Source organism: Streptomyces sp. NPDC048420, from assembly GCF_040651535.1.
In the GTDB taxonomy this organism is placed as follows: domain Bacteria; phylum Actinomycetota; class Actinomycetes; order Streptomycetales; family Streptomycetaceae; genus Streptomyces.
Map to the genome: position 1 here is coordinate 205502 of NZ_JBEZKG010000014.1, position 25688 is coordinate 231189.

Below are 25688 nucleotides of genomic sequence, written 5' to 3' on the forward strand. Positions count from 1 at the left end.
CGCCCATATACGACACGTAGGAGATGTAATTCCATGACAGACGCACTCAAGCGCCTCTCCGAGGAAGGCGTGGCGATCTGGCTGGACGACCTGTCGCGCAAGCGGATCACGTCCGGCAACCTCGCCGAGCTGATCGACCAGCAGCACGTCGTGGGCGTCACCACCAACCCGTCGATCTTCCAGAAGGCGATCTCCGAGGGCGACGGCTACGACCAGCAGCTGTCCGACCTCGCCGCCCGCAAGGTCACGGTCGAAGAGGCCATCCGCATGATCACCACGGCGGACGTCCGCGACGCCGCCGACATCCTGCGCCCGGTCTTCGACGCCACCAACGGCCAGGACGGCCGCGTCTCGATCGAGGTCGACCCGCGCCTGGCGCACAACGAGAAGGCGACCGTCGCCGAGGCCAAGCAGCTCGCCTGGCTCGTCGACCGTCCCAACACCCTCATCAAGATCCCGGCAACCCGCGCCGGCATCCCCGCGATCTCCGACGTCATCGGCCTGGGGATCAGCGTCAACGTCACGCTGATCTTCTCCCTCGAGCGTTACCGCGAGGTCATGGACGCCTACCTCACGGGCCTGGAGAGGGCCAAGGAGCGCGGTCTCGACCTGTCGAAGATCCACTCCGTGGCGTCCTTCTTCGTGTCCCGCGTGGACACCGAGATCGACAAGCGCATCGACGCGCTCGGCACCGACGAGGCCAAGGCCGCCCGCGGCAAGGCCGGCGTGGCCAACGCGCGCCTCGCCTACCAGGCGTACGAGGAGATCTTCTCCGGCGAGCGCTGGTCGAAGCTGGAGAACGCCGGTGCCAACAAGCAGCGTCCGCTGTGGGCCTCGACCGGCGTCAAGGACAAGGCCTACAAGGCGACCCTGTACGTCGACGAGCTGGTGGCGCCGAACACGGTGAACACCATGCCGGAGGCCACGCTCCAGGCGACCGAGGAAGGCGGCCAGATCCGCGGCAACGCGATCGCCGGCACCTACGAGCAGGCCCGCGCCGAACTCGACGCGGTCGAGAAGCTCGGGATCTCGTACGACGAGGTCGTCCAGCTCCTGGAGGACGAGGGCGTCGAGAAGTTCGAGGCCTCCTGGAACGACCTGCTCAAGTCGACCGAGGCGGAGCTTCAGCGCCTCGCCCCCTCGGAGGGCTGAAATCTTGTCCCCTCTTTCCGGTCCCGGAGCGAACCCGCTTCGTGACCCCGCCGACCGACGGCTCCCGCGTATCGCGGGGCCGTCGGGCCTGGTCATCTTCGGCGTCACGGGCGATTTGTCCCGAAAGAAGCTGATGCCCGCGGTGTACGACCTCGCGAACCGCGGTCTGCTGCCGCCGGGCTTCTCCCTGGTCGGCTTCGCCCGGCGCGACTGGGAGCACGAGGACTTCGCGGAAGTCGTCCACGACGCCGTCAAGGAGCACGCCCGTACGCCGTTCCGCGAGGAGGTCTGGCAGCAGCTCATCCAGGGGATGCGCTTCGTCCAGGGCACCTTCGACGACGACGACTCGTTCGAGCGGCTGCGCGACACCATCGACGAACTCGACAAGGCACAGGGCACCGGCGGCAACTTCGCCTTCTACCTGTCCGTGCCGCCGTCCGCCTTCCCCGTGGTCATCCAGCAGCTGAAGAAGCACCGGCTGGCCGACCAGTCGAGCGGCTCCTGGCGCCGCGCGGTCATCGAGAAGCCCTTCGGCCACGACCTCAAGTCGGCCGAGGAGCTCAACACGACCGTCGAGGAGGTCTTCGCCCCGGACCAGGTCTTCCGCATCGACCACTACCTGGGCAAGGAGACCGTCCAGAACATCCTGGCGCTGCGCTTCGCCAACACGATGTTCGAGCCGATCTGGAACCGGTCCTTCGTGGACCACGTGCAGATCACGATGGCCGAGGACATCGGCATCGGCGGCCGGGCCGGGTACTACGACGGCATCGGCGCCGCCCGTGACGTCATCCAGAACCACCTGCTCCAGCTCATGGCCCTCACGGCCATGGAGGAGCCGGCCTCCTTCGACGCGGACGCGCTGGCCGCGGAGAAGACCAAGGTGCTCGGCGCGGTGAAGCTGCCGAAGGACCTGGGACGCGACACCGTGCGCGGGCAGTACGCGGAGGGCTGGCAGGGCGGCGAGAAGGCGGTCGGCTACCTCCAGGAGGAGGGCATCGACCCGCAGTCGAAGACCGACACGTACGCGGCCATCAAGGTGGAGATCGACAACCGCCGCTGGGCGGGCGTCCCCTTCTACCTGCGTACCGGCAAGCGCCTGGGCCGCCGGGTCACCGAGATCGCGGTGGTCTTCCAGCGGGCGCCGCACTCCCCCTTCGACACGACGGCCACCGAGGAGCTCGGCTCCAACGCGATCGTCATCCGCGTCCAGCCCGACGAGGGCGTCACCGTCCGCTTCGGCTCCAAGGTGCCGGGCACCTCGATGGAGATCCGGGACGTGTCCATGGACTTCGCCTACGGCGAGTCGTTCACGGAGTCCTCGCCCGAGGCGTACGAGCGACTGATCCTCGACGTGCTGCTCGGCGACTCCAACCTCTTCCCCCGCACGGAGGAGGTCGAGCTGTCCTGGAAGATCCTCGACCCGATCGAGGAGTACTGGGACCGCAACGGCAGGCCCGCCCAGTACCCCTCCGGTACCTGGGGCCCGGTCGAGGCGGACGAAATGCTCGCACGCGAGGGACGGAGCTGGCGCCGGCCATGAAGACAGACCTCACGGACACCACCGCCAGCAAGATCAACAAGGCGCTCGTCAAGGGCCGCCGGGCCATCGGCACACCGGCCGTCGGCATGGTGCTCACCCTGGTCATCGTCACGGACGAGGAGAACGCCTACGACGCCCTGAAGGCCGCCAACGACGCGTCCCGCGAGCACCCCTCGCGCACGCTGGTGGTCATCAAGCGGGTGTCGCGCAGCCCTCGCGACCGCACCCAGTCCCGCCTCGACGCCGAGGTCCGGGTGGGCGCGGACGCGGGCACCGGCGAGACCGTGGTGCTACGGCTGTACGGCGAGGTCGTGAACCACGCCCAGTCGGTCGTCCTGCCGCTGCTGCTGCCGGACGCGCCGGTCGTCGTCTGGTGGCCGGTGGACGCGCCGCTCGACCCGGCCGGGGACCCGCTCGGCGCGCTCGCCCAGCGCCGGGTCACCGACACGTACTCCTCCGAGCAGCCGGTGCGCGAGCTGACGGCCCGCGCCGAGACCTACACCCCGGGCGACACCGACCTCTCCTGGACCCGGATCACGCCGTGGCGCTCGATGCTGGCCGCGGCTCTGGACCAGGTCAGCGTCGAGGTCAAGGCCGTCGAGGTGGAGGGCGAGGAGTTCAACCCGAGCTGCGAGCTGCTCGCCATGTGGCTCGCGGACCGTCTGGACGTGCCGGTACGGCGTTCGCTGTCCGCCGGGCCCGGGCTGACCGCGGTCCGCATGGAGACCAACAACGGGCCGATCACGCTGGACCGGGCCGACGGCTCCCTCGCCACGCTCTCCATCGACGGCCAGCCCGACCGTGCGGTGGCGCTCAAGCGCCGGGACACGGCCGAGCTGATCGCGGAGGAGCTGCGCCGCCTTGACCCGGACGACACGTACGCGTCCGCGCTGCGGTTCGGGGTACACCGGCTGAACGAGCCGAACGGGCGGGTGCCCGAGGAGGAACCGGCCGAGGCAGTCCCTGATGCCGAGGCGACTCCGGAGGGACCGGCGGCCAAAGGAGAACCGGTCGTCGGCGAGGCTCCTGCGGAAGCTCCCGCACCGGAAGCGGCGAAACCGCCGGCGCTGAAGCCGGTCCCCTCCGGCCTGTCCGGCGGCGGGAAGGCGGCGAAGTGAGCACCCCGCAGCTGGTCGTGCACCACGACAAGGAGCTGATGGCCCAGGCCGCCGCGGCCCGTCTGATCACGAAGATCGTGGACGCGCAGGCCTCCCGGGGCTCGGCGTCGGTGGTCCTCACGGGCGGCCGCAACGGCAACGGTCTGCTGGCCGCCCTGGCCGCGGCGCCCGCCCGGGACGCCGTCGACTGGAGCCGTCTGGACCTGTGGTGGGGCGACGAGCGCTTCCTGCCCGAGGGCGACCCGGAACGCAATGTCACGCAGGCCCGCGAGGCCCTGCTGGACTCCGTACCGCTGGACCCGAAGCGCGTGCACGCCATGCCCGCGTCGGACGGTCCCCACGGCGCCGACGTCGAGGCCGCGGCAGCCGCCTACGCCGAGGAGCTGGCCCGCGCGGCCGGTCCCGAGAACCATGGCGCGGTCCCGACCTTCGACGTCCTGATGCTGGGCGTCGGCCCGGACACGCATGTGGCGTCCCTGTTCCCGGAGCTCCCCGCGGTACGGGAGACCGAGCGCACGGTCGTCGGTGTCCACGGGGCGCCGAAACCCCCGCCCACCCGGGTGACGCTGACCCTGCCCGCGATCCGTGCGGCCCGCGAGGTCTGGCTCCTGGCGGCCGGTGAGGACAAGGCGCAGGCCGCGGCGATCGCCCTGTCCGGAGCGGGCGAGATCCAGGCACCGGCGGCCGGGGCCCGCGGTCGCGCCCGCACCCTGTGGCTGCTGGACTCGGCGGCGGCCTCCCAGCTGCCGCGCTCGCTGTATCCCCCGGCTTCGCCGTAACGCCGGTCTCGCATACGAAAGCCGACGCCGGGTCCCTCCCGAGGGACCCGGCGTCGGCCTGTTCAGTCCCGGCATCTCACTGCCGCCCGCGCAACTCCCGGTACGTCGCCACCAGTGCCTTCGTGGAGGCGTCCAGACCCGGCACCTCGGCGCCCTCCGTGAGGGCGGGCTCGACACGCTTGGCGAGGACCTTGCCGAGCTCGACGCCCCACTGGTCGAAGGAGTCGATGTTCCAGACCGCGCCCTGGACGAACACCTTGTGCTCGTAGAGCGCGATGAGCTGGCCGAGGACGGACGGGGTCAGCTCGCGGGCCAGGATCGTCGTCGTCGGGTGGTTGCCCCGGAACGTCCTGTGCGGCACCAGCTCCTCGGCCACGCCCTCCGCGCGCACCTCGTCCGGTGTCTTGCCGAAGGCCAGCGCCTGGGTCTGGGCGAAGAAGTTCGCCATCAGCAGGTCGTGCTGCGCCTTGAGCCCGTCGGCGAGGTCGGCCACCGGCTGGGCGAAGCCGATGAAGTCCGCCGGGATCAACTTGGTGCCCTGGTGGATGAGTTGGTAGTAGGCGTGCTGCCCGTTGGTACCCGGCGTGCCCCACACCACCGGCCCGGTCTGCCACTGGACGGGCTGTCCGTCCCGGCCCACGTACTTGCCGTTGGACTCCATGTCCAGCTGCTGCAGGTAGGCGGTGAACTTGGACAGGTAGTGGCTGTAGGGCAGCACGGCATGCGACTGCGCGTCGTGGAAGTTGCCGTACCAGATACCCAACAGGCCAAGCAGCAAAGGCACGTTGGACTCGGCGGGCGCGGTCCTGAAGTGCTCGTCGACGAGATGGAACCCGTCGAGCATCTCGCGGAACCTGTCCGGGCCGGTGGCGATCATCAGGGACAGGCCGATCGCCGAGTCGTACGAGTAGCGGCCGCCGACCCAGTCCCAGAACTCGAACATGTTGGCCGTGTCGATGCCGAAGTCCGAGACCTTCTCGGCGTTCGTCGACAGGGCCACGAAGTGCTTGGCGACTGCTTCCTGACCGGCCTTCAGCTCACCGAGCAGCCACGCGCGGGCCGAGGTGGCGTTGGTGATCGTCTCGATGGTGGTGAAGGTCTTCGAGGCGATGATGAACAGCGTCTCCGCCGCGTCCAGGTCACGGGTGGCCTCGTGCAGGTCGGCGCCGTCGACGTTCGACACGAAGCGGACGGTGAGGTCGCGGTCGGTGAAGCCGCGCAGCACCTCGTAGGCCATCGCGGGGCCCAGGTCGGAGCCGCCGATGCCGATGTTGACGACGTTCTTGATGCGCCTGCCCGTGTGGCCGGTCCACTCGCCGGAGCGCACCCGGCCCGCGAAGTCGCCCATCTTGTCGAGCACGGCGTGCACCCCCGGCACGACGTTCTCCCCGTCGACCTCGATCACCGCGTCCCGCGGGGCGCGCAGCGCGGTGTGCAGCACGGCCCGGTCCTCGGTCGTGTTGATCTTCTCGCCCCGGAACATGGCGTCCCGCAGCCCGAACACGTCGGTCGCGGCGGCCAGCTCTCGCAGCAGCCGCAGGGTCTCGTCGGTGACCAGGTGCTTGGAGTAGTCGACGTACAGGTCACCGACCCGCAGTGTGTACCCGGTGCCGCGCCCGGGGTCGGCGGCGAACAGCTCCCTCAGCTGCACCTCACCGAGCTCGTCGCGATGCTCGGCCAGCGCGGTCCACTCGGGTGTCCGGTTGAGCCTGGTACGGCCGTCTGCGTTCATGTCCGACTTCAGCCTTCTTTCGTGCCTGTCCCAGCTGTTCCAACCTAGATGATCAGCGCGGGGCGTGAGCCGTGGTGGCGTCGGCGCCCGGCGCACCCTGAGATACGTCCGCGTGGAGCGCGGGTATCAGCGCGGCGAGGGACAGCACGAAGAAGGCTGCCGCGAGCAGGGCAGGTGTGTTCAGCCCCCACGCGGTGGCCACGGCTCCGCCCAGCAGGGCGCCCAGGGGTGCTCCGGCGACCGCCAGGGTGCGGAAGGCCGCGCTGACCCGGCCCAGTTGCGCCGCCGGACTGCGCTGCTGCATCAGGGTCGTGGTCCGGACGTTCCACACCATGCCCATGAACCCGAAGACGGCCATCGCGGCCGTCAGGGCGACCGGGCTGCGCACCGAGCCCATGACCACCAGGGCGCCGGTCTGGACCGTCCCCGCGAGCAGTACCGAGCGCACCGGACCCACGCGGGCGACGAACCCGCTCGCCACTCCCCCGGCCAGGGCGCCGACACTGCAGGCGGTCATCGCCGCGGCGTAGCCCGCGGTGCCGGCGCCCAGCCAACCGGTCACCAGCAGCACCATGCCGGCGATCAGCGCGCCCACGCCGACATTGCACAGGGCGGTCGCTGCGCACAGGCCGCGCAGGGCACGGTCGCCCGCCAGGGTGCGCAGTCCCTCGGCGATCTCCCGGCGCAGGGTGCTGCCCGCAGGTCTCGGCCCGCGCTCGGGCGGGGTGGTCCGCAGCGAGGCGACCAGGGCCGCCGCCAGCAGGAAGGTCGCCGCGTCCACCGCGAAGGGCAGGGCGGCACCGGCCACCAACAGCAGCGGCACCACCGGGGCGCCCAGCAGGCCGCCCGCGATGGACTGCCCGGTCATCAGACGGGCGTTGGCGCTGCCCAGCGCCTCCCGGTCCACCAGGGCCGGCAGCAGAGCCGTGGAGGCGTTGTCGAACAGGGTCTGGAGCGTGGTGAGGGTGAAGGCGAGCGCGATCAGCAAGCCGATCGAGGCGTGTCCGAGCGCGACGGCCAGCGCGAAGCAGGCGACCAGCAGGCCTCGTACCGTGTCCACCGTCCACATGGCGCGCCGCTGGTCCACGCGGTCCGCGACCGCCCCGCCGAGCAGCCCGAAGACGATCCAGGGCAGCTGACCGCAGGCGGTGACCGCGGCGATGAGCAGCGGCCGGTCCGTCAGTGTCGCGGCGAGCAGGGGCAGCGCGGCCCCGCGCAGGGAGTCACCGAAACGGGAGAGCACGGCGGCACTCCACAGCCGTCCGAATCCCCCGCGCCACGCGGGCGCACCCCCGCCCGCGGCCTCGCTCGACGCCACAGCTCCCCCTCCCGCTCCGCGCATCACGACCCGATGCACAAACCGTAGAGGTCACCACTGACAATCGGCCGGGACAGCGGCCGTCAAACGGCTCCGGCCAGACACCTTTCGGTGCCCGGCCGGTTCTCAACTCCTAGATCTCGCCCCGCAGTTTGGCGAGCGCCTCGGCGAGGATCGCCTCGCCGTCCGCGTCACTGCGCCGCTCCCGTACATACGCCAGGTGCGTCTTGTACGGCTCGGTGCGCGGCGGGTCCGGCGGGTTGTCCCGGTCCTGTCCGGCGGGGAAGCCGCAGCGCGGACAGTCCCAGGTTTCGGGGACCTGCGCGTCGCTGGCGAAGCTGGGCTGCGTCTCATGCCCGTTGGAGCACCAGAAGGAGATGCGCAGCCGGGGCGCGGACTCGCCCCGCTCGGCCTCGCCCATCGGCCCCGCCCCGACCCGGCTACCTCGGATCGCGTTGCCACTTGCCACGGTCGTAACTCCCTGCGTGATGGTGCCGCGAAGCGAGTCGGCGTTGTCGCTTCGTTGCGAGCGCCTCAGTCTACGTAAGGCCCAACGCGCGTCCAGTGGTTGGAGTTACAGCCCCCACACCTAGACGCAAGCCCCATGATAGGCCGCGCTCAGGTGCGCGTACCGAACATGGGGCCTTACGTGCGGAATGTACGTGCTGTGTGTGGCGTGGCCGCTCAGCTGTTCGTCTTCATGAGGAGACCGAGCACGATGATGCACGCGAACCACAGCAGACCGACCACGATGGTGATCCGGTCGAGGTTGCGCTCGGCGACGGAGGAGCCGCCGACGGAGGACTGCATGCCGCCGCCGAACATGTCGGAGAGGCCGCCGCCCTTGCCCTTGTGCATCAGCACCAGCAGCATCATCAGCCCGCTGAAGACGATCAGGGCGATCGAGAACCCCATAACCACGGCTGGACCAACTCTCTCGGATTCGGATGAACGACGGGGGCACGGCCTTCAGGGCCATGCCCCCGCAAGGGTACGACGGATCGCCGCCAGGGCCTACTTACTGGTCCCGGAAGCGCACGATCTTGACGAACTCATCAGCGTCCAGAGAGGCACCGCCGACCAGCGCGCCGTCGATGTCGGCCTGCGCCATGATCTCGGCGACGTTGCCGGCCTTGACGGAGCCGCCGTACTGGATGCGGACCTGGTCGGCCAGCTCCTGGGTGTAGAGCTCGGCGACCTTGGCGCGGATGGCGGCGCAGACCTCCTGGGCGTCCTCGGCGCCGCAGACCTTGCCGGTGCCGATGGCCCAGACGGGCTCGTAGGCGATGACGACGGACTCGGCCTGCTCGGCCGGGATGTCCTTGAGGCCGCCCTCGACCTGGGTGAGGGTGTGGGAGACGTGGTTGCCCGCCTCGCGGACCTCCAGCTCCTCGCCGACGCACAGGATCGGGGTCAGGCCGTGCTTGTAGGCGGCCTTGACCTTGGCGTTGACGATCTCGTCGGTCTCCGCGTGGTACTGACGGCGCTCGGAGTGGCCGATCGCCACGTACGTGCACTTCAGCTTGGCCAGCATCGAGCCGGAGATCTCGCCGGTGTAGGCGCCCGAGTCGTGGGCCGAGAGGTCCTGGGCGCCGTACTTGATCTTGAGCTTGTCGCCGTCGACCAGGGTCTGCACGGAGCGCAGGTCGGTGAAGGGCGGCAGGACGGCGACCTCGACGGCCTCGTAGTCCTTGTCCGCGAGGGCGAAGGCGAGCTTCTGGACGTGCGCGATGGCCTCGAGGTGGTTGAGGTTCATCTTCCAGTTGCCCGCCATGATCGGCGTGCGCGTGCTCATCTAGGTCAGTCCTCCAGTGCGGCGAGGCCGGGGAGCGTCTTGCCCTCAAGGTATTCGAGGGAGGCGCCGCCGCCGGTCGAGATGTGTCCGAACGCGTTCTCGTCGAAGCCCAGGATCCGCACGGCCGCGGCGGAGTCGCCGCCGCCGACGACCGTGAAGGCCGAGGAGTCGAGGAGGGCCTGGGCGACCGCCTTGGTGCCCTCGGCGAATTCGGGGTGCTCGAAGACGCCCATCGGGCCGTTCCAGAAGACGGTGGCCGCGTCGGTGATCTTCGAGGCGTACAGCTTGCCGGACGCCGGGCCGATGTCCAGGCCCATCCGGTCGGCCGGGATGGCGTCCGCGGCGACGGTGGTGGCGTCGGCCGGGGCCTTGGTCTTGAGGTCCGGGAAGGCGGGGGCGACCACGGCGTCGACCGGCAGGACCAGCTCTACGCCGGTCTTCTCGGCGCGCTCGATGTACTCCAGGACCGCCGGGATCTGGTCCTCCTGGAGGAGGGAGGCGCCTACCTCGTGGCCCTTGGCCTTGAGGAAGGTGAAGGCCATGCCGCCGCCGATGAGGATGCGGTCGGCCTTGCCGAGCAGCTCGTCGATCACGGCGAGCTTGTCGGAGACCTTGGCGCCGCCGAGCACCACCACATACGGGCGCTGGACCTCGTCGGTGAGCTTCCTCAGGACGCCGACCTCGGTGGCGATCAGGTAGCCGGCGTAGTGCGGGAGGCGGGCCGGGAGGTCGAAGACCGAGGCGTGCCCCCGGTGGACCGCGCCGAAGCCGTCACCGACATAGACATCGGCCAACAAAGCGAGCTGGTCGGCGAAGGCGCCGCGCTCGGCGTCGTCCTTGGAGGTCTCGCCGGCGTTGAAGCGGAGGTTCTCGACGACCGCGACCTGGCCGTCGGCGAGGCCCGCGACGGTGGCGGTGGCGGACTCGCCCACCGTGTCGGTCGCGAACGCCACGGAGGCGTCCAGGAGTTCACCGAGGCGCGTGGCTGCCGGGGCGAGGGAGAAGGCCGGGTCCGGGGCGCCCTTGGGGCGGCCCAGGTGGGAGGCGACGACCACGCGGGCGCCCGCCTCGGCGAGGGCCTTCACGGTCGGCAGGACGGCGCGGATACGGCCGTCGTCGGTGATGGTGGTGCCGTCCAGTGGCACGTTCAGGTCGGCGCGGACGAAGACCCGCTTGCCTGCGACGCCTTCGGCGAGAAGTTCGTCGATCGTCTTCATTGAGAGGGCTCCCGAATGGACTGGTGGTGCTCGTGATCGTAAGAGGGCCGGTCTGTACGTGAGTCAGGGCCCGGACGGCGCGTCCCTGCGCCGCCCGGGCCCTGTACTCACATCAAAGTGCCTGCTGCTCTGTGGATCAGAGCTGGTTGCCGACGAAGACCGTGAGGTCGACGAGGCGGTTGGAGTAGCCCCACTCGTTGTCGTACCAGCCGAGGATCTTCACCGACTTGCCCTCCTGGACCATGGTCAGGGAGGAGTCGAAGGTGCAGGACGACGGGTCGCTGACGATGTCGGAGGAGACGATCGGGTCCTCCGTGTAGGACAGGTAGCCCTGCAGCTCGCCCTCGGAGGCCTTCTTGAACGCGGCGTTGACCTCGTCCTTGGTGACCTCGCGCTCCAGCTCCACGACCAGGTCGGTGGCGGAACCGGTGGGGACCGGGACGCGCATCGCGATGCCGTCGAGCTTGCCCTTGAGCTGCGGGAGGACCAGCGCGGTGGCCTTCGCGGCACCCGTGGTGGTCGGGATGATGTTCTCCGCGGCGGCGCGGGCGCGGCGCAGGTCGGAGTGCGGGAAGTCCAGGATGCGCTGGTCGTTCGTGTAGGCGTGGACCGTGGTCATCAGGCCCTTGACGATGCCGAAGTTCTCGTCGAGAACCTTGGCCATCGGCGCCACACAGTTGGTGGTGCAGGAGGCGTTCGAGATGACGTGGTGGTTGGCCGCGTCGTACTTGTTCTCGTTGACGCCCATCACGATGGTGATGTCCTCGTCCTTGGCCGGAGCCGAGATGAGGACCTTCTTGGCGCCGCCCGCGATGTGCTTCTCGGCGTCGGCCTTCTTCGTGAAGATGCCGGTCGACTCGACGACGATGTCGACGCCCAGCTCGCCCCACGGGATGTCGGCCGGGTTGCGCTCGGACAGCACCTTGATGGTGTGGCCGTCGACGGTGATCGTGTCGGCGGTGTGCGACACCTCGGCCTTGAGGCGGCCCAGGATGGTGTCGTACTTCAGCAGGTGCGCGGTGGTCGCGGTGTCACCCAGGTCGTTGACAGCCACGATCTCGATGTCAGCACCCTGCTCCAGCAGCGCGCGGAAGTAGTTACGACCGATGCGGCCAAAGCCGTTGATGCCTACGCGGATCGTCACGAACCGATCTCCTCGTTGGTACGCCGGTTGTGAGACCGGCGAGCTGTATGGGATGTCCCCGACCACCCCCGACCCTACCTCCCTGAGGCTTTCGGAGTGACATCGAGATGCCCCATACACGGCAGGGCGGTCCGTACCCGCCAGTAGGGGTACGGACCACCCTGGACCGAAATCTAGGGTCACCCGGAATGACTACGTCGAGTCACGTCCGGTTCACCCGCCGATGGCCGCGAGTGCCTTTCTGACGAGGGCCGCGCGGTCGGCCGCCGCGGTGACGTGCTCCAGGCCGAAGCCCAGCAGCACGGTGTCGTCCGTGGTCACCGCGCCGTACGTCTTGAACAGCTCTCCGGCCCGGCCCCAGTCCTTGACGACCGCGGGGCTGCCCGCGGGCGGCCCGGGCACGCTCCAGGCGCCGAGCGAGGTCTCGAAGCCCTCGGTCCCGGTGGCCTGGCCGCCGACGACGACCGAGGTGTTGTCGAGGAGGACGCCACGACCGCCGGAGCCCGGGTCGGTGATGTAGCTGAAGGACACCTCGACGGTCTTGCCCGCGTACGCGGCCAGGTCGAAGGAGATCTCCTGCCAGCCGGCCGACGCCCCGGTGAGGCTGTTCCACTGACCGCTGGTGCCGGAGGCCGTGCAGCCGCCGGCCCCCTGGGTCAGATACCGCTTGAGCGCGGGGTGGGCCGCGATGAAGAACCCGGCCTCGCACTCGGCGGGCACGGCGTTGGTGGTCGCGCCGTTCTTCTCCGGGAGGGTGGTCCAGTCGTCGGCCCCGGCGGTGTGTGCCTCCAGGACGGCGTGGTCGTAGCCCTCCTCGGTGTCCCACAGCATCCGGGTCCGCAGGGTGGGTGCCTGGGCCGCGGTGACCTGAGTGAGGTCGATGGTGCGGGTGAGACGGTTCCAGGCGTAGTCGCTGTGCGTGACCGCCGCCATGTACGAGCCTTCGTACGGCCCGTACGGGTTGGGCGTGCCGGGGTACGTACCGGCTCCCGCGCTCGCGAACTGCGGGAAGGTCGCCGCGGGCAGGTTGTCCGAGGTGACGCTGAAGGAGCCGGCCGTGTCCAGCGGGTTGCCGGGAGCGGCGCCGAGGGTTCCGGCGGTCCCGGCGAGCTTGCCGGTGCCCTGGAAGGCGGCGGCGCCGGGCAGGGTCGTTCGGGTGTAGGCGCCCAGGTAGTACTGGCTGAAGTCGTTCGACAGGGTGCCGCCGCCCAGGTCGACGCTGCCGCCGGCCCGCTCGCCCGCCTCGACCAGCTTGCCGCCCTCGTTCAGGAAGGCGCGCAACTGGAGCTGGGTGGGATTGCCCGGCACGGTCGCGCCCGTGTAGTGGACGACCGACTTGAAGTGGTCCAGCACGCCGAGCGCGTCGGGCGCGCCCTGGGTGGCCACGTTCCAGACGATCGTTTTGCGGCCGGCCGCCTTCAGCGCGTCGACGTACGTCTGCGCCTGTGTGGCGCTCGCGCCCTCCTCGGCGACCACGAGCACGTCGGCACGGGGCCGTTCGGCGACCGTGTACGTGAAGTGCGCGCTGGAGGTGGGCTTTCCGCTCTTCGCCCGGCCGGTGAACCAGACCTCGACCTTGTCGCCCGGGTCGGCGTCCTCGACCTTCGCCCGGTACTCGTCGAAGTACAGGTTGTCCTCACCGCCGTAGGTCTCGCCGCCCTTCCAGGCCCTGAGATCCCGGTCGTGCGTACGGCCGCCGTTGACGCGGTACTTGAGCTCCTTGTCGCGTACGGACCTGCGTACGACGACGGAGACCTCCTGGTCCGCGCCGCGCGCGTAAGAGGTGGCGAAGGGCTTGGGGGTGAAGTCGGCGGCCTTCAGGCCGAGCGCCGACTTCGGCTGGTCCGGCTGGGCCGCGGACTCGGCTACGGAGAGCGCGAAGGGGATGTTCTTCTCGAACTCCTGCTGGATCAGCTTCTCGTCGTCCGGGAAGTTGAAGACCGACTGGCAGTCGGCCGCGTTCCACTGGTCGTTCGGGTCAAGGTTCGAAACGGTCTGGCAGGTCGACATCTCGGGGGTGAACATCGCCAGGCCGTTGACGTTCGACGCGTGGCCGTCCGCCTCGCCGTTGGTGGTGTACAGCTCCGAGGAGACCTGCGGACGGTAGCCGGGGATCGCGGAGTTGTCCGGGGTGCCGGCGAGCGCCTCGTACACGACGTCGTCGGGCGTGTCGGTGGCCACCTGCCAGCCGACGCCGTAGAGGAGGAGTTCGGCGGCGGAGTGGTAGTTGATGCCGTATGTGAAGCCGATCCGCTTCTCGAAGGCGTCCAGGGCCTTCGTCTCGGGCTCCGAGGACGGGGCCGCGCCGCGGTACGTCTCACTGGTGGGGTTGGGGGACGAACCCTCGTTGTCGTAGCCCCACTTGTAGGAGAAGTTGCGGTTGAGGTCGACGCCGTCGCCGACGGCGATGGTCCCGTCGCCGTTGTTGTCGTGCAGGTTCTTGCGCCACAGGCGGTTGTCGCCGCTCTGGAAGGTGTGGTCGTAGCCGTCGGGGTTGGCCGACAGGACGAACCACAGCTCGGTGGAGTCGACGATCTTCTTGATGCGCTTGTCGGACTTGTAGTTGTCGACGTAGTGGTGGAGCAGCCGGCGGGTCATCTCGGGGGTGATCCACTCGCGCGCGTGCTGGTTGGACAGGTAGAGGACGGAGGGTTTGGCGCCGTCCTTGGACTTCTTCGCGTCCTTCGTCAGCTTGAGCGCGAGGATGTCCTTGCCGTTGACGGTCTTGCCGATGGAGACGACCTTGGTGAGGCCCGGGTTGGCCCGCGCGGTCGCGAGGATCTCCTCCTGGAGTCCGCCGCTTCCGCTGTACGGCCGGAACACGCCCTCGGCGGCCTTGTCGACCCGGGCCTCGGCCTTGGCGGTCAGGGTGTGCTCGGTGAGCTTGACACCCTTCTCCTCGAGCTTCTGCGCCTCCTGGTCTGTGAGGTAGACCTCGACGGTCGCGGTGCCCTTCGCGGGCACCTGCTCGCTCAGTTCGTGGCCGTCCTGCCCGGCCGCCAGCAGCAGGGGTACCTGCTGGTTGGTGACCTCGGCGCGGAAGACCTTGACTTCGTTCGGATCAGGAGAACCGGCGCTCTGCGCGGCATGGGCGACGGGTGCGATGCCCGCGCCGCCGAGCAGGAGTGCGCCAACAGCGAGGATCGGTCTCGCTCTACGTCTCATGAGCCCCCCTTGCGGTGGTCCGCCACAGCAGCGAACAGATGCCAGGCTCATGACACTCCATGATCCAGTCAAGAGTGCCTCATGGATACGCAAACGCCGGTGCCGATCACCCAAGTGGGCGTCGGCACCGGCGTGGTGAGGGGCGGTCAGCCGACCAGGTTGTCGGCCATCTCCTCGGTGATGCTGGACTCCGTGCCCGGGATGCCGAGATCGGAGGCGCGCTTGTCGGCCATCGCGAGCAGTCGCCGGATGCGGCCGGCGACGGCGTCCTTGGTCAGCGGCGGGTCGGCGAGCGCGCCCAGCTCCTCCAGGGAGGCCTGCTTGTGGTCCATCCGCAGCCGCCCGGCGGCGGCGAGGTGCTCGGGCACGTCGTCGGCGAGGATCTCCAGGGCCCGCTGGACCCGGGCTCCGGCGGCGACGGCCGCGCGCGCGGAGCGGCGGAGGTTGGCGTCGTCGAAGTTGGCGAGCCGGTTCGCCGTGGCCCGCACCTCGCGGCGCATCCGGCGCTCCTCCCAGGCGAGCACCGACTCGTGGGCGCCGAGGCGGGTGAGCAGCGCGCCGATCGCGTCGCCGTCGCGCACGACCACCCGGTCGACCCCGCGGACCTCGCGGGCCTTGGCGGCGATCGACAGGCGGCGGGCGGCGCCGACCAGCGCGAGCGCGGCCTCCGGGCCCGGGCAGGTCACCTCCAGGGAGGAGGAGCGGCCGGGCTCGGTGAGCGAGCCGTGCGCCAGGAAGGCCCCGCGCCAGGCGGCTTCGGCGTCACAGGTGGCACCGGAGACGACCTGCGGGGGCAGTCCCCGGATCGGGCGGCCCCGGCCGTCGACCAGGCCGGTCTGCCGGGCCAGCTGGTCACCGCCGGCGACGACCCGGACGACGTAACGCGAACCGCGGCGCAGTCCGCCCGGTGCCATCACGATCAGTTCGGAGCTGTGGCCGAAGATCTCCAGGATGTCCCGCTTGAGTCTGCGGGCCGCCATCGCGGTGTCCAGCTCCGCCTCGATCACAATGCGCCCGCTCACCAGGTGGAGGCCGCCGGCGAACCGCAGGATGGCGGAGACCTCCGCCTTTCTGCAGCAGGTCCGGGTGACGGGGAGCCGGGAGATCTCGTCCTTCACCGCTGCCGTCATCGCCATGGGCCGATCCTTCCATGCATCCGAAAAATACGGTCGTACGCGGCGGCCAACAGCTCCGGGTCGTGCCTCGGGGTCCCGTCGGGCCGGGCCACCGGCGCCAGCTCGACCGCGGCGCCGAACCGCTTGGCGGCGTCGTTCATCGCATCGCGGTCGGGCACGGCGGCCTGGTCGGCCAGCACCACGTCCAGGGCGAGTTTAGGGGCGTGTCGTCCCAAAACCTCCAAATGACGCTGCGGGGAGAAGCCATCGGTTTCTCCCGGCTGCGGTGCGAGGTTCAGGGAGAGTACCCGGCGCGCCTTCGTCTGCGTGAGCGCGTCCAGCAGTTCGGGCACGAGCAGGTGCGGGATGACCGAGGAGAACCACGAGCCGGGGCCGAGGACCACCCAGTCCGCGTCCAGGACGGCGGCCACGGCCTCCGGGACCGCGGGCGGGTCGTGCGGCACGACGTGCACGGACTGCACCTCGCCCGGGGTGAGGGCAACGGTCGCCTGTCCCCGTACGGTGTCCACGTCCTCGGGCCGCTCCGGGTCGTGCCCCTTGACCAGGGCCTGAAGCTCCAGGGGTACGGCGGACATGGGCAGCACGCGCCCGTGCGCGCCGAGGAGTCTGCCGACCAGGTCGAGGGCCTGGACGTGGTCACCGAGCTGCTCCCACAGGGCGACGATCAGGAGATTGCCGACCGCGTGTTCGTGCAGGTCGCCCTTGGACTGGAAGCGATGCTGGATGACCCGTGCCCAGGTCTGGCCCCAGTCGTCGTCGCCGCACAGCGCGGCCAGCGCCTTGCGCAGGTCGCCGGGCGGCAGGACGCCGAGCTCGTCGCGCAGGCGCCCGCTGGAGCCGCCGTCGTCGGCCACGGTGACGACGGCGGTGAGGTCGCCGGTGATCCGGCGCAGTGCGGCGAGCGAGGCGGACAGGCCCATGCCGCCGCCGAGCGCGACCACCTTGGGCTGGGCACCGCGCCGGCGGGGCCGCGCGCCGCGGGCCTCGACGGGCCGGGTCGCACGCCCTTCGGGGACGACCCGGCGCAGCATGCTCAGCCGCGGAGTACGTGCGGTCATTCCCGTCCCATGTCCCGGTGTACGACCACCGTCTCCACACCCTCGGCCGCGAGGCGCGCGGCGAGCTTCTCCGAGGTGGCGACCGAGCGGTGCTTGCCGCCGGTGCAGCCGATGGCGATCGTCACGTACCGCTTGCCCTCACGGCGGTAGCCGGCCGCGATCAGGCGCAGCAGCTCGGCGTAGCGGTCCAGGAACTCCTTGGCGCCGGGCTGGTTGAAGACGTACGCCGACACCTCCTCGTTGAGGCCGGTGAAGGGGCGCAGCTCGGGGACCCAGTGCGGGTTGGGCAGGAACCGCATGTCCGCTACCAGATCGGCGTCGACCGGGAGGCCGTACTTGAAGCCGAAGGACATGACGGTGGCCCTGAGCTCGGGCTCCTCCTCGCCGGCGAACTGGGCGTCCATCTTGGCGCGCAGCTCGTGGACGTTGAGGCTGGAGGTGTCGATGACCAGGTCGGCGTCGCCGCGCAGCTCGCGCAGGAGCTCGCGCTCGGCGTCGATGCCGTCGACGATACGGCCGTCGCCCTGGAGGGGGTGCGGGCGGCGCACGGACTCGAAGCGGCGCACCAGGGCGTCGTCGGAGGACTCCAGGAAGACGATCCGCCGGGTGACGTGCTTGGACTCCAGGTCGGCGAGGGAGTCGCGGAGGTTGTCGAAGAAGCGCCGGCCGCGGACGTCGACGACCACCGCGATCCGGGCGACATTGCCCTGGGAGCGGGCTCCGAGCTCCACCATGGTGGGGATCAGCGCGGGTGGGAGGTTGTCCACGACGAACCAGCCGAGGTCCTCCAGACACTTGGCGGCGGTCGAGCGACCGGCGCCGGACATGCCGGAGATGATCACCAGCTCGGGGATGGCGGCCTCCGGGACTCCGGAGGTGTCGAGAGGTGCGCCCGTACTCACCTGTGCGTCTTCTCCGCCCTGGTCCTGTTGTTCTTCGTGCTCGTTCACATTCATGTCTCCTGCCCCCGTCGTTCGTCCGGGGCGCCCGCCGTCACGGGTTCCCCACCGGAACCCGTGATGCCGGGTTCCTCCTCATCCATGATCTCTCCAGTCGCCGTGTTCACGGCGGGGGCGGCCGGGGCCGCCTGGGCGAGGGCCACGGCGATCGTCTCGGCCGTCTTGCGGCCTATGCCGGGGACCTCGCAGATCTGGTCGATGGTGGCGGATCGTAGTTTCTTCAAGGACCCGAAATGTTTCAGCAGGGCTTGCTTGCGCGTGTCCCCGAGGCCGGGGACGTCGTCGAGGGGGCTCGACCGGAATCGCTGGCTCCGCTTGGTGCGCTGGTAGGTGATCGCGAAGCGGTGGGCCTCGTCACGGACCCGCTGGAGAAGGTACAGGCCTTCACTGGTGCGGGGGAGCACGACGGGGTCGTCCTCGTCCGGCAGCCAGACCTCCTCCAGGCGCTTGGCGAGGCCGCAGACGGCGATGTCGTCGATGCCGAGCTCGTCCAGGGCCCTCTTGGCGGCGGCCACCTGGGGCTGTCCGCCGTCGACCACGACCAGCTGGGGCGGATAGGCGAACTTCTTGGGGCGGCCGTCCTCCTCGGTGAGGTCCTCGCCGTCGGCCCACTCGCCGGTCTTCTCCTTCTCGGCGATGTACCGCTTGAACCGGCGGGAGATCACCTCGTGCATGGACCGCACGTCGTCCTGCCCGGCGAATCCCTTGATCTGGAAGCGCCGGTACTCGCTCTTGCGCTGCAACCCGTCCTCGAAGACGACCATGGACGCGACCACGTCGTCCCCCTGGAGATGGGAGATGTCGTAGCACTCGATCCTGAGCGGGGCGCTGTCCAGGTCGAGGGCCTCGGCGATCTCCTCCAGGGCACGCGAGCGCGTGGTCAGGTCGGAGGCACGCTTGGTCTTGTGCAGGCCGAGCGCCTGGAGGGCGTTGCGCTGCACGGTCTCCATGAGGGCCTTCTTGTCGCCGCGCTGCGGGATGCGCAGCGAGACATTGGACCCGCGGCGCTCGGTGAGCCACTCCTGGACCGGCTCGACCGGGTCGGGCAGGGCCGGGACGAGGACCTCCTTGGGGACCGAGTCGCCCTTCTCCTCGCCGTAGAGTTGCTGGAGGGCGTGCTCGACGAGGGCGCCGGTGGTGATCTCCTCGACCTTGTCGGTGACCCAGCCGCGCTGACCGCGGACGCGTCCGCCGCGGACGTGGAAGATCTGGACGGCGGCCTCCAGCTCGTCCTCGGCGACCGCGATCAGGTCGGCGTCGGTCGCGTCGGCGAGCACGACCGCGCTCTTCTCCATGGCCTTCTTCAGGGCCCCGATGTCGTCACGCAGCCGGGCCGCGCGCTCGTACTCCATCTCCTCGGCCGCGTCCGTCATCTGCTTCTCCAGACGGCGGATGTAGGTGCCGGTGCGGCCGGCCATGAAGTCGCTGAACTCCTCGGCCAGATCGCGGTGTTCCTCCGCGGAGACCCGCCCGACGCAGGGCGCCGAGCACTTGCCGATGTAGCCGAGGAGGCACGGGCGACCGGTACGGGCGGCGTTCTTGAAGACGCCTGCGGAGCAGGTGCGGACGGGGAAGACGCGCAGCAGGAGGTCGACGGTGTCGCGGATCGCCCACGCGTGCCCGTACGGCCCGAAATAACGGACCCCCTTGCGCTTGTGACCGCGCATCACCTGCACGCGGGGAAACTCCTCGTTCATCGTCACCGCGAGGTACGGGTAGCTCTTGTCGTCGCGGTACTTGACGTTGAACCGGGGGTCGAACTCCTTGATCCAGGAGTACTCCAGCTGCAGGGCCTCGACCTCCGTGGACACCACCGTCCACTCCACGGACGCGGCCGTGGTCACCATCGTGCGGGTGCGGGGGTGCAGGCTCGCCAGGTCCTGGAAGTAGTTCGCCAGGCGCTGGCGCAGGCTCTTCGCCTTTCCGACGTAGATCACCCGGCGGTGCTCGTCGCGGAACCTGTACACCCCGGGAGAGTCCGGGATCTCCCCTGGTTTGGGGCGGTAGCTGGAGGGGTCGGCCATGTCTCACACCCTACTGGCGAGCGCTGACACTCCCGCCGGCCTGTGGACAACCCCGGCCATGTCCGCAGGTGATCCACAGGGCACGGCTAGCGGGACTCCAGGAAGGTGAGAACCGCCAGGACCCGGCGGTGGTCGTCGGTGTCCTCGGTGAGGGCGAGTTTGCCGAGGATGCTGCGCACGTGTTTCTCGACGGTGCCCTCGGTGACCCACAGGCGGCGGCCGATGCCGGCGTTGGAGCGGCCCTCGGCCATCAGGGCGAGGACCTCGCGCTCGCGGGCGCTGAGGTGGGCGAGGGGGTCGTCGCGGCGCTGGGCGGTGAACAGTTCCTGCACCAGGGAGGGGTCGACGACCGAGCCGCCCCGCTGGATGCGCTCCAGGGCCTCGATGAACTCGTCGACGACCGTGACCCGGCTCTTGAGCAGGTAGCCGACCTTGCGGCCGCTCGCCAGCAGTTCCAGGGCGTCCTCGACCTCGACGAACGCCGACAGGACGAGGATGCCGGTGTCGGGGTGGCGCTCCCGGATCGTGCGGGCCGCCTTGAGGCCCTCGGTCGAGTGGTCGGGGGGCATCCTTATGTCGACGATCGCCAGTTCGGGGAGCTCCGCATCGACCAGTTCCAGGAGCCGGACGGCGTCGCCGGCCTGCCCCGCGACCTGGTATCCGACGCGCTCGCACAGGCTGGCCAGGCCCTCCCTGAGCAGGATGTCGTCGTCGGCGAGGACGACCCGTCCCCGTGCCGGCTGCTGCGCTGCGTCGTCCATTGACCCCGGCCCCCTCGCCCGGCCTCCGCGGTGCGTCGTCCAAGGTCGGAGCTTCCCCTGCCCCGCCCGCTGCCTGCGTTCCAACAGCCTGCCCCACCCCCGGGGTTACGGCTAGCCGGAAGCGGGATTGGAGGCCTGCCGTGACGACATGCGGACGTTTCCGGGCGATTCTCGAACCAGTGCAGTTGCAGTCCGACCGGCCGTCCCGGGCGAGGGGCGGAGGGTCGCACGGCCGAAGGGTGCGGGAGATGCGGCGGACGCGGATCGAGAAGCAGCGGCGACCGGTCCGTTCCCGTCGGTACCCGCAGGAGGCCTACGGCGCGGCCGATGTCCTGGATCCCAGGGACCCGGACATCGTGCGCGCCAAGCGACTGCAGACCGCACAGAACGGCGGAACCCACCGCCCCTAGTGCCGGACGGATGCCTCTCCGTCCGACAGGACCGCCCGGAGCGTACGCGACGTCACCAAGTTCAGGCTCCCCCACCTGGACGAACTCCCCGGCGTGCGCCCCGGGCGGTCACATCTTGGACCAGGGTCCGCCCAGGGGCAGCCGCACGTCCATGGTCGTGCCCTCGCCGGGCGGGCTGCTGACGGCCAGCTTGCCGCCGATCGCCTCGACCCGGTCGATGAGCCCGATCAGACCGGAGCCGCGGCCCGGCTCGGCGCCCCCGACCCCGTCGTCGTGGATGGTCAGTTCCAGCACGCCGTCCCGGATCCCGGCCCCGACGTTCACCACGCGCGCGTGCGCGTGTTTCGCCGCGTTGGTGAGGCACTCGGACGTCACGTAGTAGGCGGCCACCTCCAGGTGTTCCGGCAGCCGGGCCGCGGGCAGCCTCAGGTCGAGCTCGACGGGGAGGGCGGCGCGGCGGGCCAGGGAGCGCAGGGCCGGGCCCAGACCGCCTTTGGAGAGGATGGCCGGGTAGGATGCCCCGGGCCACCTGGAGCAGGTCCTGGAAGGCGTCGTCGAGGCCTTTGCCGACGTGCGCCAGTTGCTCGGCCAGCTCCGAGGACGGGTCGGTCACCAGGGTCTCGGCGAGCCGCAGGTCCAGCTGGAGGGCGACGAGCCGTTGCTGGACACCGTCGTGCAGGTCGCGCTCGATACGCCGCCGGGAGGCGTCCGAGGCGGCCACCACGCGCGCGCGTGAGGCGGTGAGCTGGGCACGGCTGTCGGCGTTGGCGATGGCGGTGGCGACGAGTTCCGTGAAGTCGGCCAGCCGCGACTCGGTGCCGGCGGGCAGCGTGTCCAGCGTGGAGGCCGCGAGGATGAAGCCCCACAGCCGGTCGTCGACGACGATGGGCGCGCCCACGGCGTGGCCGACATGGGCGGCGCGCCGGGTCCTGACGACCTCGTCGACCGCCTCGCGCCCCGCCTTCCTGCGTGCCTCGCGCGTGGACTGTTCCAGTTCCGCCGGGATGCCGAGCACGGTCCCGAGGACCGTCTGGCTGCCGTCGGGCTCCTGCCGCAGCACGGCCGCGGTGGTGTCCAGCAGCTTCCCCACCTCCTGGGCCACCTTCGCGAACACCTCGGGCGGCGGGGCGCCGTGGGCCACCAGCGTGGCGACCCGGCGCAGCGCGGCCTGTTCCCGGGCGGTGCGGCGGCTCTCGGTGACGTCGCGGGCGGTGGCGTAGACGAGACCTTCCTCGGGGACCGGCCGGGCGCTCCACTGCAGCCAGCACTCGGTACCGTCGGCACGCAGGTAGCGGTTCTCGAACTCGGCGACCTCGGCACCGCCCGCGAGCCGCGCCAGGGCCGCACGGGTGACGTCCCGGTCCTCCTCGTGCACGAACTCGATGAACGGCGTCGACAGGATCGTCTCGCGCGGGTGGCCCAAGGTGCGCTCGAAGGCCGGGTTGACCCGCTTGAAGTAGCCGTCGACCCCGCTGATGCAGAGCAGGTCCAGGGAGAGGTTGAAGATGCCCGCCAGTTCCTGCTCGGCCTTCTCGCGCCGCCCGTGCGCCGCCGCGAAGGAGGCCATGGTGCCGTTCATGCCGCCGAGCAACTGACTCCAGGTGCCCTCGAAAGAGGCCTCGTCGGCGCGGTGTTCGAGACGGTTGTGGTCGATCGCCGTGTTCATCCCGCGGATCTCGCCGGCCAGCCGCTCGGTGGTCACCCGCAGTTCGCGGAAGGTGTCGGCGACTTCGCCCAGTTCGTCGCGGCCGTCGTACCGGATGTCGTACGAGAGGTCGCCGTACGACAGGGCCCGGGCGCCCGCGGAGACCTGGCCGAGGGGGCGGGTGATCGAGCGGCTGAGCGCGAGGGCGAGGAAGGTGACGAGGGCGAGGACGGCGAGGGAGACGGTGAGGTCGCGCACCACGCGGGTCTCCGCGTGGCGACGGTCGTGGCCGGCCGTGGTGTCGAGTTCACGCGCGGCCCGGTCCTGGATGCCGCGCAGGGCGTCGATGCGGGCCCCGGAGTCGGCCAGCCAGCGTTCGTACGACGGCCAGCGGGCACTGTCCGGGCGGGCGGTGGCGAGCAGGTCGCGGACGCCGCGGACGGTCCGGCCGGGGTCCTGGAACTGGACGACGTAGAGCCGGGTCCGCAGTTCGGCCGAGGTGTTCTCCCGGAAGGCGTCCAGCTGGGCGGTTTCGAGGGCGGGCCAGCGTCCGGCGCCGGTGGGGCGGCTCGCGGGCCCGGCGAGCAGGACGGCGACCTCCGCCTGCTCGCGTTCGGCCGCCTCGATGGCCCGCAGGAGCGCGATGTGGGCGTCGGCGGCGCGGCCCGCCGCCCGGGTGGGGCGCCCGGATTCGAGGGCGCTGACGTCGTCGAGCAGGCTGTCCTGGACGTTGCCGTACCGCTCGGCGATGTCGGGGGCGGTGAGGGAGCCGGTGTTCGTCTCGACGCGCAGCGCGTGCAGTCGACGGCCGAGGGCGGCGAGGTCTCCGGCCACGTCGGACCCGGACCACGAGGCGGCGCGTGCCGCGGCGCGTGCCAGGACTTCGCCGGTGGTCCGCTCGGCCAGGATGCCGGGGCCGGGACCCAGCCGGGCCCTGACGGCGGCGAGCCGTTCCTGTGCGACCGCGTCGGTGACCTCGATGGCCGCGAAGGACACTTCGGTCCCGGTGTGGAAGCCGCGCAGGGCGCGCACCTCCCGCCACTGGGTCACTGAGCTGAAGGCGGTGAAGACGAGCAGTCCGGTCACCGGCAGCAGGACCAGCAGCATCAGTTTCCGGCCCACGCGCAGCCGGGCGAGGAGCGGGACGCGGTGCGCGTTCCGGGGGCTTCGTCCGATCGGTGAGCGGCGCATGACAGGGCCTCAGGCGTTGCCGCTTCCGTGTGTCGGGCCGTTGGGTTCCGTCATCCGAAACACCCCTCTGTGGTGTCGTGACCCGGCTTCAAGCAGCTTCTTCAGCATGCCCGGGAACTCCCCCGCCGTCCATGAGTGTCGGCGGCGGCTCAGGATCCGTCCCGCGGATAACCGTCGTGGGCGGCCAGGTCCTTGTCGACGGCCTCGACCGCCTCGTCGAGAGTGGCCTTCACCGGCGCCCCGTCGATCATGATCTTCGGAAAGGCCCGGGAGAACGCCTCGGTGATCGCCGGATACGCGGGCGTCCGCGGCCTCGGCCGGGCGACACGGTCCGTCAACTGCTCGATGAACAGGCGCTCGGCGCCACCCTCGGCGTACTGCGGCGAGAGCCGCACCGCGCTGTTCGTGGCCGGGATCGCGCCGTTGGCCACGCTCATCCGGTGGACCTGGTCCGGCCTCAGCAGATAGGCGAGGAAGCGCCATACGGCGTCGCCGTCGGCCCCGCCCGAGGGCACACCCCACTGCCAGGAGCCCATCCCGGTCACGCTGCCCTCACCGAAGTCGGGCAGCGGCACGATCGCCACGTCACCGGGGTGCGCCCTGCGGTAATCCGGGTACCGCCAGTGGCCGATCCAGGCGATCACGCTGCGCCCCTCGTCGAAGGCCTGGTCTCCGCTTCTGCCCGGCTCGACGAGCCCTTCCTCGACCCAGTTCCGCATGAGAGTGAGCGCTCCGACGGACTCGGGCCCGTTGAGGAAGCCGTCGGCCGTGCGGAAGGTCTTCGGGTCGATGAGATCACCACCCGCCGACCAGATCGCCGGCGCGAAACCGTACGTGCTCCACTCCTCGCCGGGACCCGCGTCGCCGAGCATCATGTCGAGCGGGTAGGCGTAGCCCGCCTTGCGCAGCGTGCGCAGGATCTTCGTGAACTCGTCGGCGGTCCAGGCGTCCTCGGCCCCTTCGGGAATGCGGATGCCGGCCTTCTTCAGGACCGACGGCCGCACATAGAGCCCCAGCCCGGAGTCGAAGGTGCCGATGCCGTACAACCGTCCGGCGTAGGTGCCCTGTTGGCGGATCGACGGCAGCAGGTCCTGGCGGAGCGCAATGGGCACGCACGAGTCGATCGGCTTGATCCTGCCGGACCAGGCGTGGCTGTAGAGCCGGGGCCCGTCGAAGTCGAGCAGGTCAGGGAGGTCGCCGCTGGCCGCGGCGGAGAGCACCAGTTCGTTGTACGGCCGCTGCTCGGGAAGCGTGACCACCTCGACCCGTACCTGCCGCTGTGCCTTGTTGAAGTCCTGGACCTGGCGGCGCAGGGTGTCGGACTCGGCGCTCGACCCCGCGTGGAACCACACCGTGATGGTCGCGGTGCCGTCGATCCTGCCGTCGCAGGTCGTGTCGGCGCGCGTCCGGTCGGCCCGGTCGCCGTCACCTCCCCCGCCACCGCACGCGGCGAGCAGCAGCGCGGCTCCCACCAGTATCGAGGCCAGGGCGCGACGCCTTTGGCCCCTTGCGACGTTTCCGACCGGCGCCTTCATCGCGCA

Annotated in this window: 20 protein-coding genes and 1 pseudogene; 5 read left to right on the forward strand and 16 right to left on the reverse strand. The window is 70.5% G+C overall.

Going from position 1 to position 25688, the window contains the following annotated elements; genetic code table 11:
* Nucleotides 1-33: 33 nt before the first annotated feature.
* Genes tal through pgl form a run of 4 tightly spaced genes read left to right on the forward strand, consistent with a single transcriptional unit; the run spans nucleotide 34 to nucleotide 4592 of the window.
* The gene (gene tal, locus AB0D34_RS27430; protein WP_362665803.1) at nucleotides 34-1152 is read left to right on the forward strand and encodes a transaldolase; all 1119 of its coding nucleotides are present in this window, start codon (nucleotides 34-36) and stop codon (nucleotides 1150-1152) included.
* Between the two features lie 4 nt (nucleotides 1153-1156).
* The gene (gene zwf / locus AB0D34_RS27435) at nucleotides 1157-2695 is read left to right on the forward strand and encodes a glucose-6-phosphate dehydrogenase (protein WP_362665805.1); all 1539 of its coding nucleotides are present in this window, start codon (nucleotides 1157-1159) and stop codon (nucleotides 2693-2695) included.
* The gene (gene opcA / locus AB0D34_RS27440; protein ID WP_362665807.1) at nucleotides 2692-3813 is read left to right on the forward strand and encodes a glucose-6-phosphate dehydrogenase assembly protein OpcA; all 1122 of its coding nucleotides are present in this window, start codon (nucleotides 2692-2694) and stop codon (nucleotides 3811-3813) included. The genes zwf and opcA overlap by 4 nt, the downstream gene beginning before the upstream one ends.
* Nucleotides 3810-4592: a 6-phosphogluconolactonase gene (gene pgl, locus AB0D34_RS27445; protein ID WP_362665809.1), complete on the forward strand. Its 783-nt coding sequence runs from the start codon at nucleotides 3810-3812 to the stop codon at nucleotides 4590-4592. The genes opcA and pgl overlap by 4 nt, the downstream gene beginning before the upstream one ends.
* A 76-nt stretch (nucleotides 4593-4668) precedes the next feature.
* Here the strand turns inward: pgl and pgi are convergent, their stop codons facing one another.
* The 13 genes from pgi to AB0D34_RS27510 form a co-directional block, all read right to left on the reverse strand.
* Nucleotides 4669-6324 (reverse strand): glucose-6-phosphate isomerase, encoded by a 1656-nt coding sequence (pgi, locus tag AB0D34_RS27450; protein WP_362665811.1) that lies wholly within the window; start codon nucleotides 6322-6324, stop codon nucleotides 4669-4671.
* 52 nt (nucleotides 6325-6376) lie between these two features.
* Nucleotides 6377-7666: an MFS transporter gene (locus tag AB0D34_RS27455; RefSeq protein ID WP_362665813.1), complete on the reverse strand. Its 1290-nt coding sequence runs from the start codon at nucleotides 7664-7666 to the stop codon at nucleotides 6377-6379.
* Between the two features lie 109 nt (nucleotides 7667-7775).
* Nucleotides 7776-8111: an RNA polymerase-binding protein RbpA gene (locus AB0D34_RS27460; RefSeq protein ID WP_003976875.1), complete on the reverse strand. Its 336-nt coding sequence runs from the start codon at nucleotides 8109-8111 to the stop codon at nucleotides 7776-7778.
* A 215-nt stretch (nucleotides 8112-8326) separates the two neighbouring features.
* On the reverse strand, nucleotides 8327-8557 hold the full coding sequence (secG, locus tag AB0D34_RS27465; RefSeq protein WP_020120079.1) for a preprotein translocase subunit SecG: 231 nt from the start codon (nucleotides 8555-8557) through the stop codon (nucleotides 8327-8329).
* Between the two features lie 103 nt (nucleotides 8558-8660).
* The gene (tpiA, locus tag AB0D34_RS27470) at nucleotides 8661-9437 is read right to left on the reverse strand and encodes a triose-phosphate isomerase (protein ID WP_362665815.1); all 777 of its coding nucleotides are present in this window, start codon (nucleotides 9435-9437) and stop codon (nucleotides 8661-8663) included.
* Between the two features lie 5 nt (nucleotides 9438-9442).
* Entirely contained in the window at nucleotides 9443-10654 is a 1212-nt protein-coding gene (locus AB0D34_RS27475; RefSeq protein WP_362665817.1) for a phosphoglycerate kinase, read from the reverse strand.
* Nucleotides 10655-10790: 136 nt separating this feature from the next.
* Nucleotides 10791-11798 (reverse strand): type I glyceraldehyde-3-phosphate dehydrogenase, encoded by a 1008-nt coding sequence (gene gap, locus AB0D34_RS27480; RefSeq protein WP_030318674.1) that lies wholly within the window; start codon nucleotides 11796-11798, stop codon nucleotides 10791-10793.
* Between the two features lie 213 nt (nucleotides 11799-12011).
* Nucleotides 12012-14963, reverse strand: coding sequence for a M14 family zinc carboxypeptidase (locus AB0D34_RS27485; RefSeq protein ID WP_362665818.1), 2952 nt, complete (start codon nucleotides 14961-14963; stop codon nucleotides 12012-12014).
* Nucleotides 14964-15109: 146 nt separating this feature from the next.
* On the reverse strand, nucleotides 15110-16099 hold the full coding sequence (gene whiA, locus AB0D34_RS27490; protein WP_020120074.1) for a DNA-binding protein WhiA: 990 nt from the start codon (nucleotides 16097-16099) through the stop codon (nucleotides 15110-15112).
* Nucleotides 16090-17157 carry a uridine diphosphate-N-acetylglucosamine-binding protein YvcK gene (gene yvcK, locus AB0D34_RS27495; RefSeq protein ID WP_362665820.1) on the reverse strand — a complete coding sequence of 356 codons (1068 nt, stop codon included), beginning with the start codon at nucleotides 17155-17157 and terminating at the stop codon, nucleotides 16090-16092. The genes whiA and yvcK overlap by 10 nt, the downstream gene beginning before the upstream one ends.
* Complete coding sequence (rapZ, locus tag AB0D34_RS27500) at nucleotides 17154-18113, reverse strand: RNase adapter RapZ (RefSeq protein ID WP_362665822.1); 960 nt, start codon at nucleotides 18111-18113, stop codon at nucleotides 17154-17156. Before rapZ ends, yvcK begins: the two co-directional genes overlap by 4 nt.
* A complete protein-coding gene (gene uvrC, locus AB0D34_RS27505) occupies nucleotides 18110-20140 on the reverse strand; it encodes an excinuclease ABC subunit UvrC (protein ID WP_362665824.1) in 2031 nt (676 codons plus the stop codon). Before uvrC ends, rapZ begins: the two co-directional genes overlap by 4 nt.
* 86 nt (nucleotides 20141-20226) lie before the next feature.
* A complete protein-coding gene (locus tag AB0D34_RS27510; protein ID WP_362665826.1) occupies nucleotides 20227-20901 on the reverse strand; it encodes a response regulator transcription factor in 675 nt (224 codons plus the stop codon).
* A gap of 248 nt (nucleotides 20902-21149) precedes the next feature.
* Between AB0D34_RS27510 and AB0D34_RS27515 the strand changes: the two genes are divergently transcribed.
* Entirely contained in the window at nucleotides 21150-21311 is a 162-nt protein-coding gene (locus AB0D34_RS27515; protein WP_362665828.1) for a hypothetical protein, read from the forward strand.
* Between the two features lie 108 nt (nucleotides 21312-21419).
* Here AB0D34_RS27515 and AB0D34_RS27520 read toward each other — a convergent pair whose 3' ends face one another.
* The 3 genes and pseudogenes from AB0D34_RS27520 to AB0D34_RS27530 form a co-directional block, all read right to left on the reverse strand.
* Entirely contained in the window at nucleotides 21420-21701 is a 282-nt protein-coding gene (locus AB0D34_RS27520; protein ID WP_362665894.1) for an ATP-binding protein, read from the reverse strand.
* A 184-nt stretch (nucleotides 21702-21885) separates the two neighbouring features.
* Nucleotides 21886-24147 (reverse strand): annotated as a pseudogene (locus AB0D34_RS27525) (nitrate- and nitrite sensing domain-containing protein); the annotation flags it as partial.
* Between the two features lie 149 nt (nucleotides 24148-24296).
* A complete protein-coding gene (locus tag AB0D34_RS27530) occupies nucleotides 24297-25682 on the reverse strand; it encodes a sugar ABC transporter substrate-binding protein (protein WP_362665830.1) in 1386 nt (461 codons plus the stop codon).
* Nucleotides 25683-25688 lie beyond the last annotated feature (6 nt).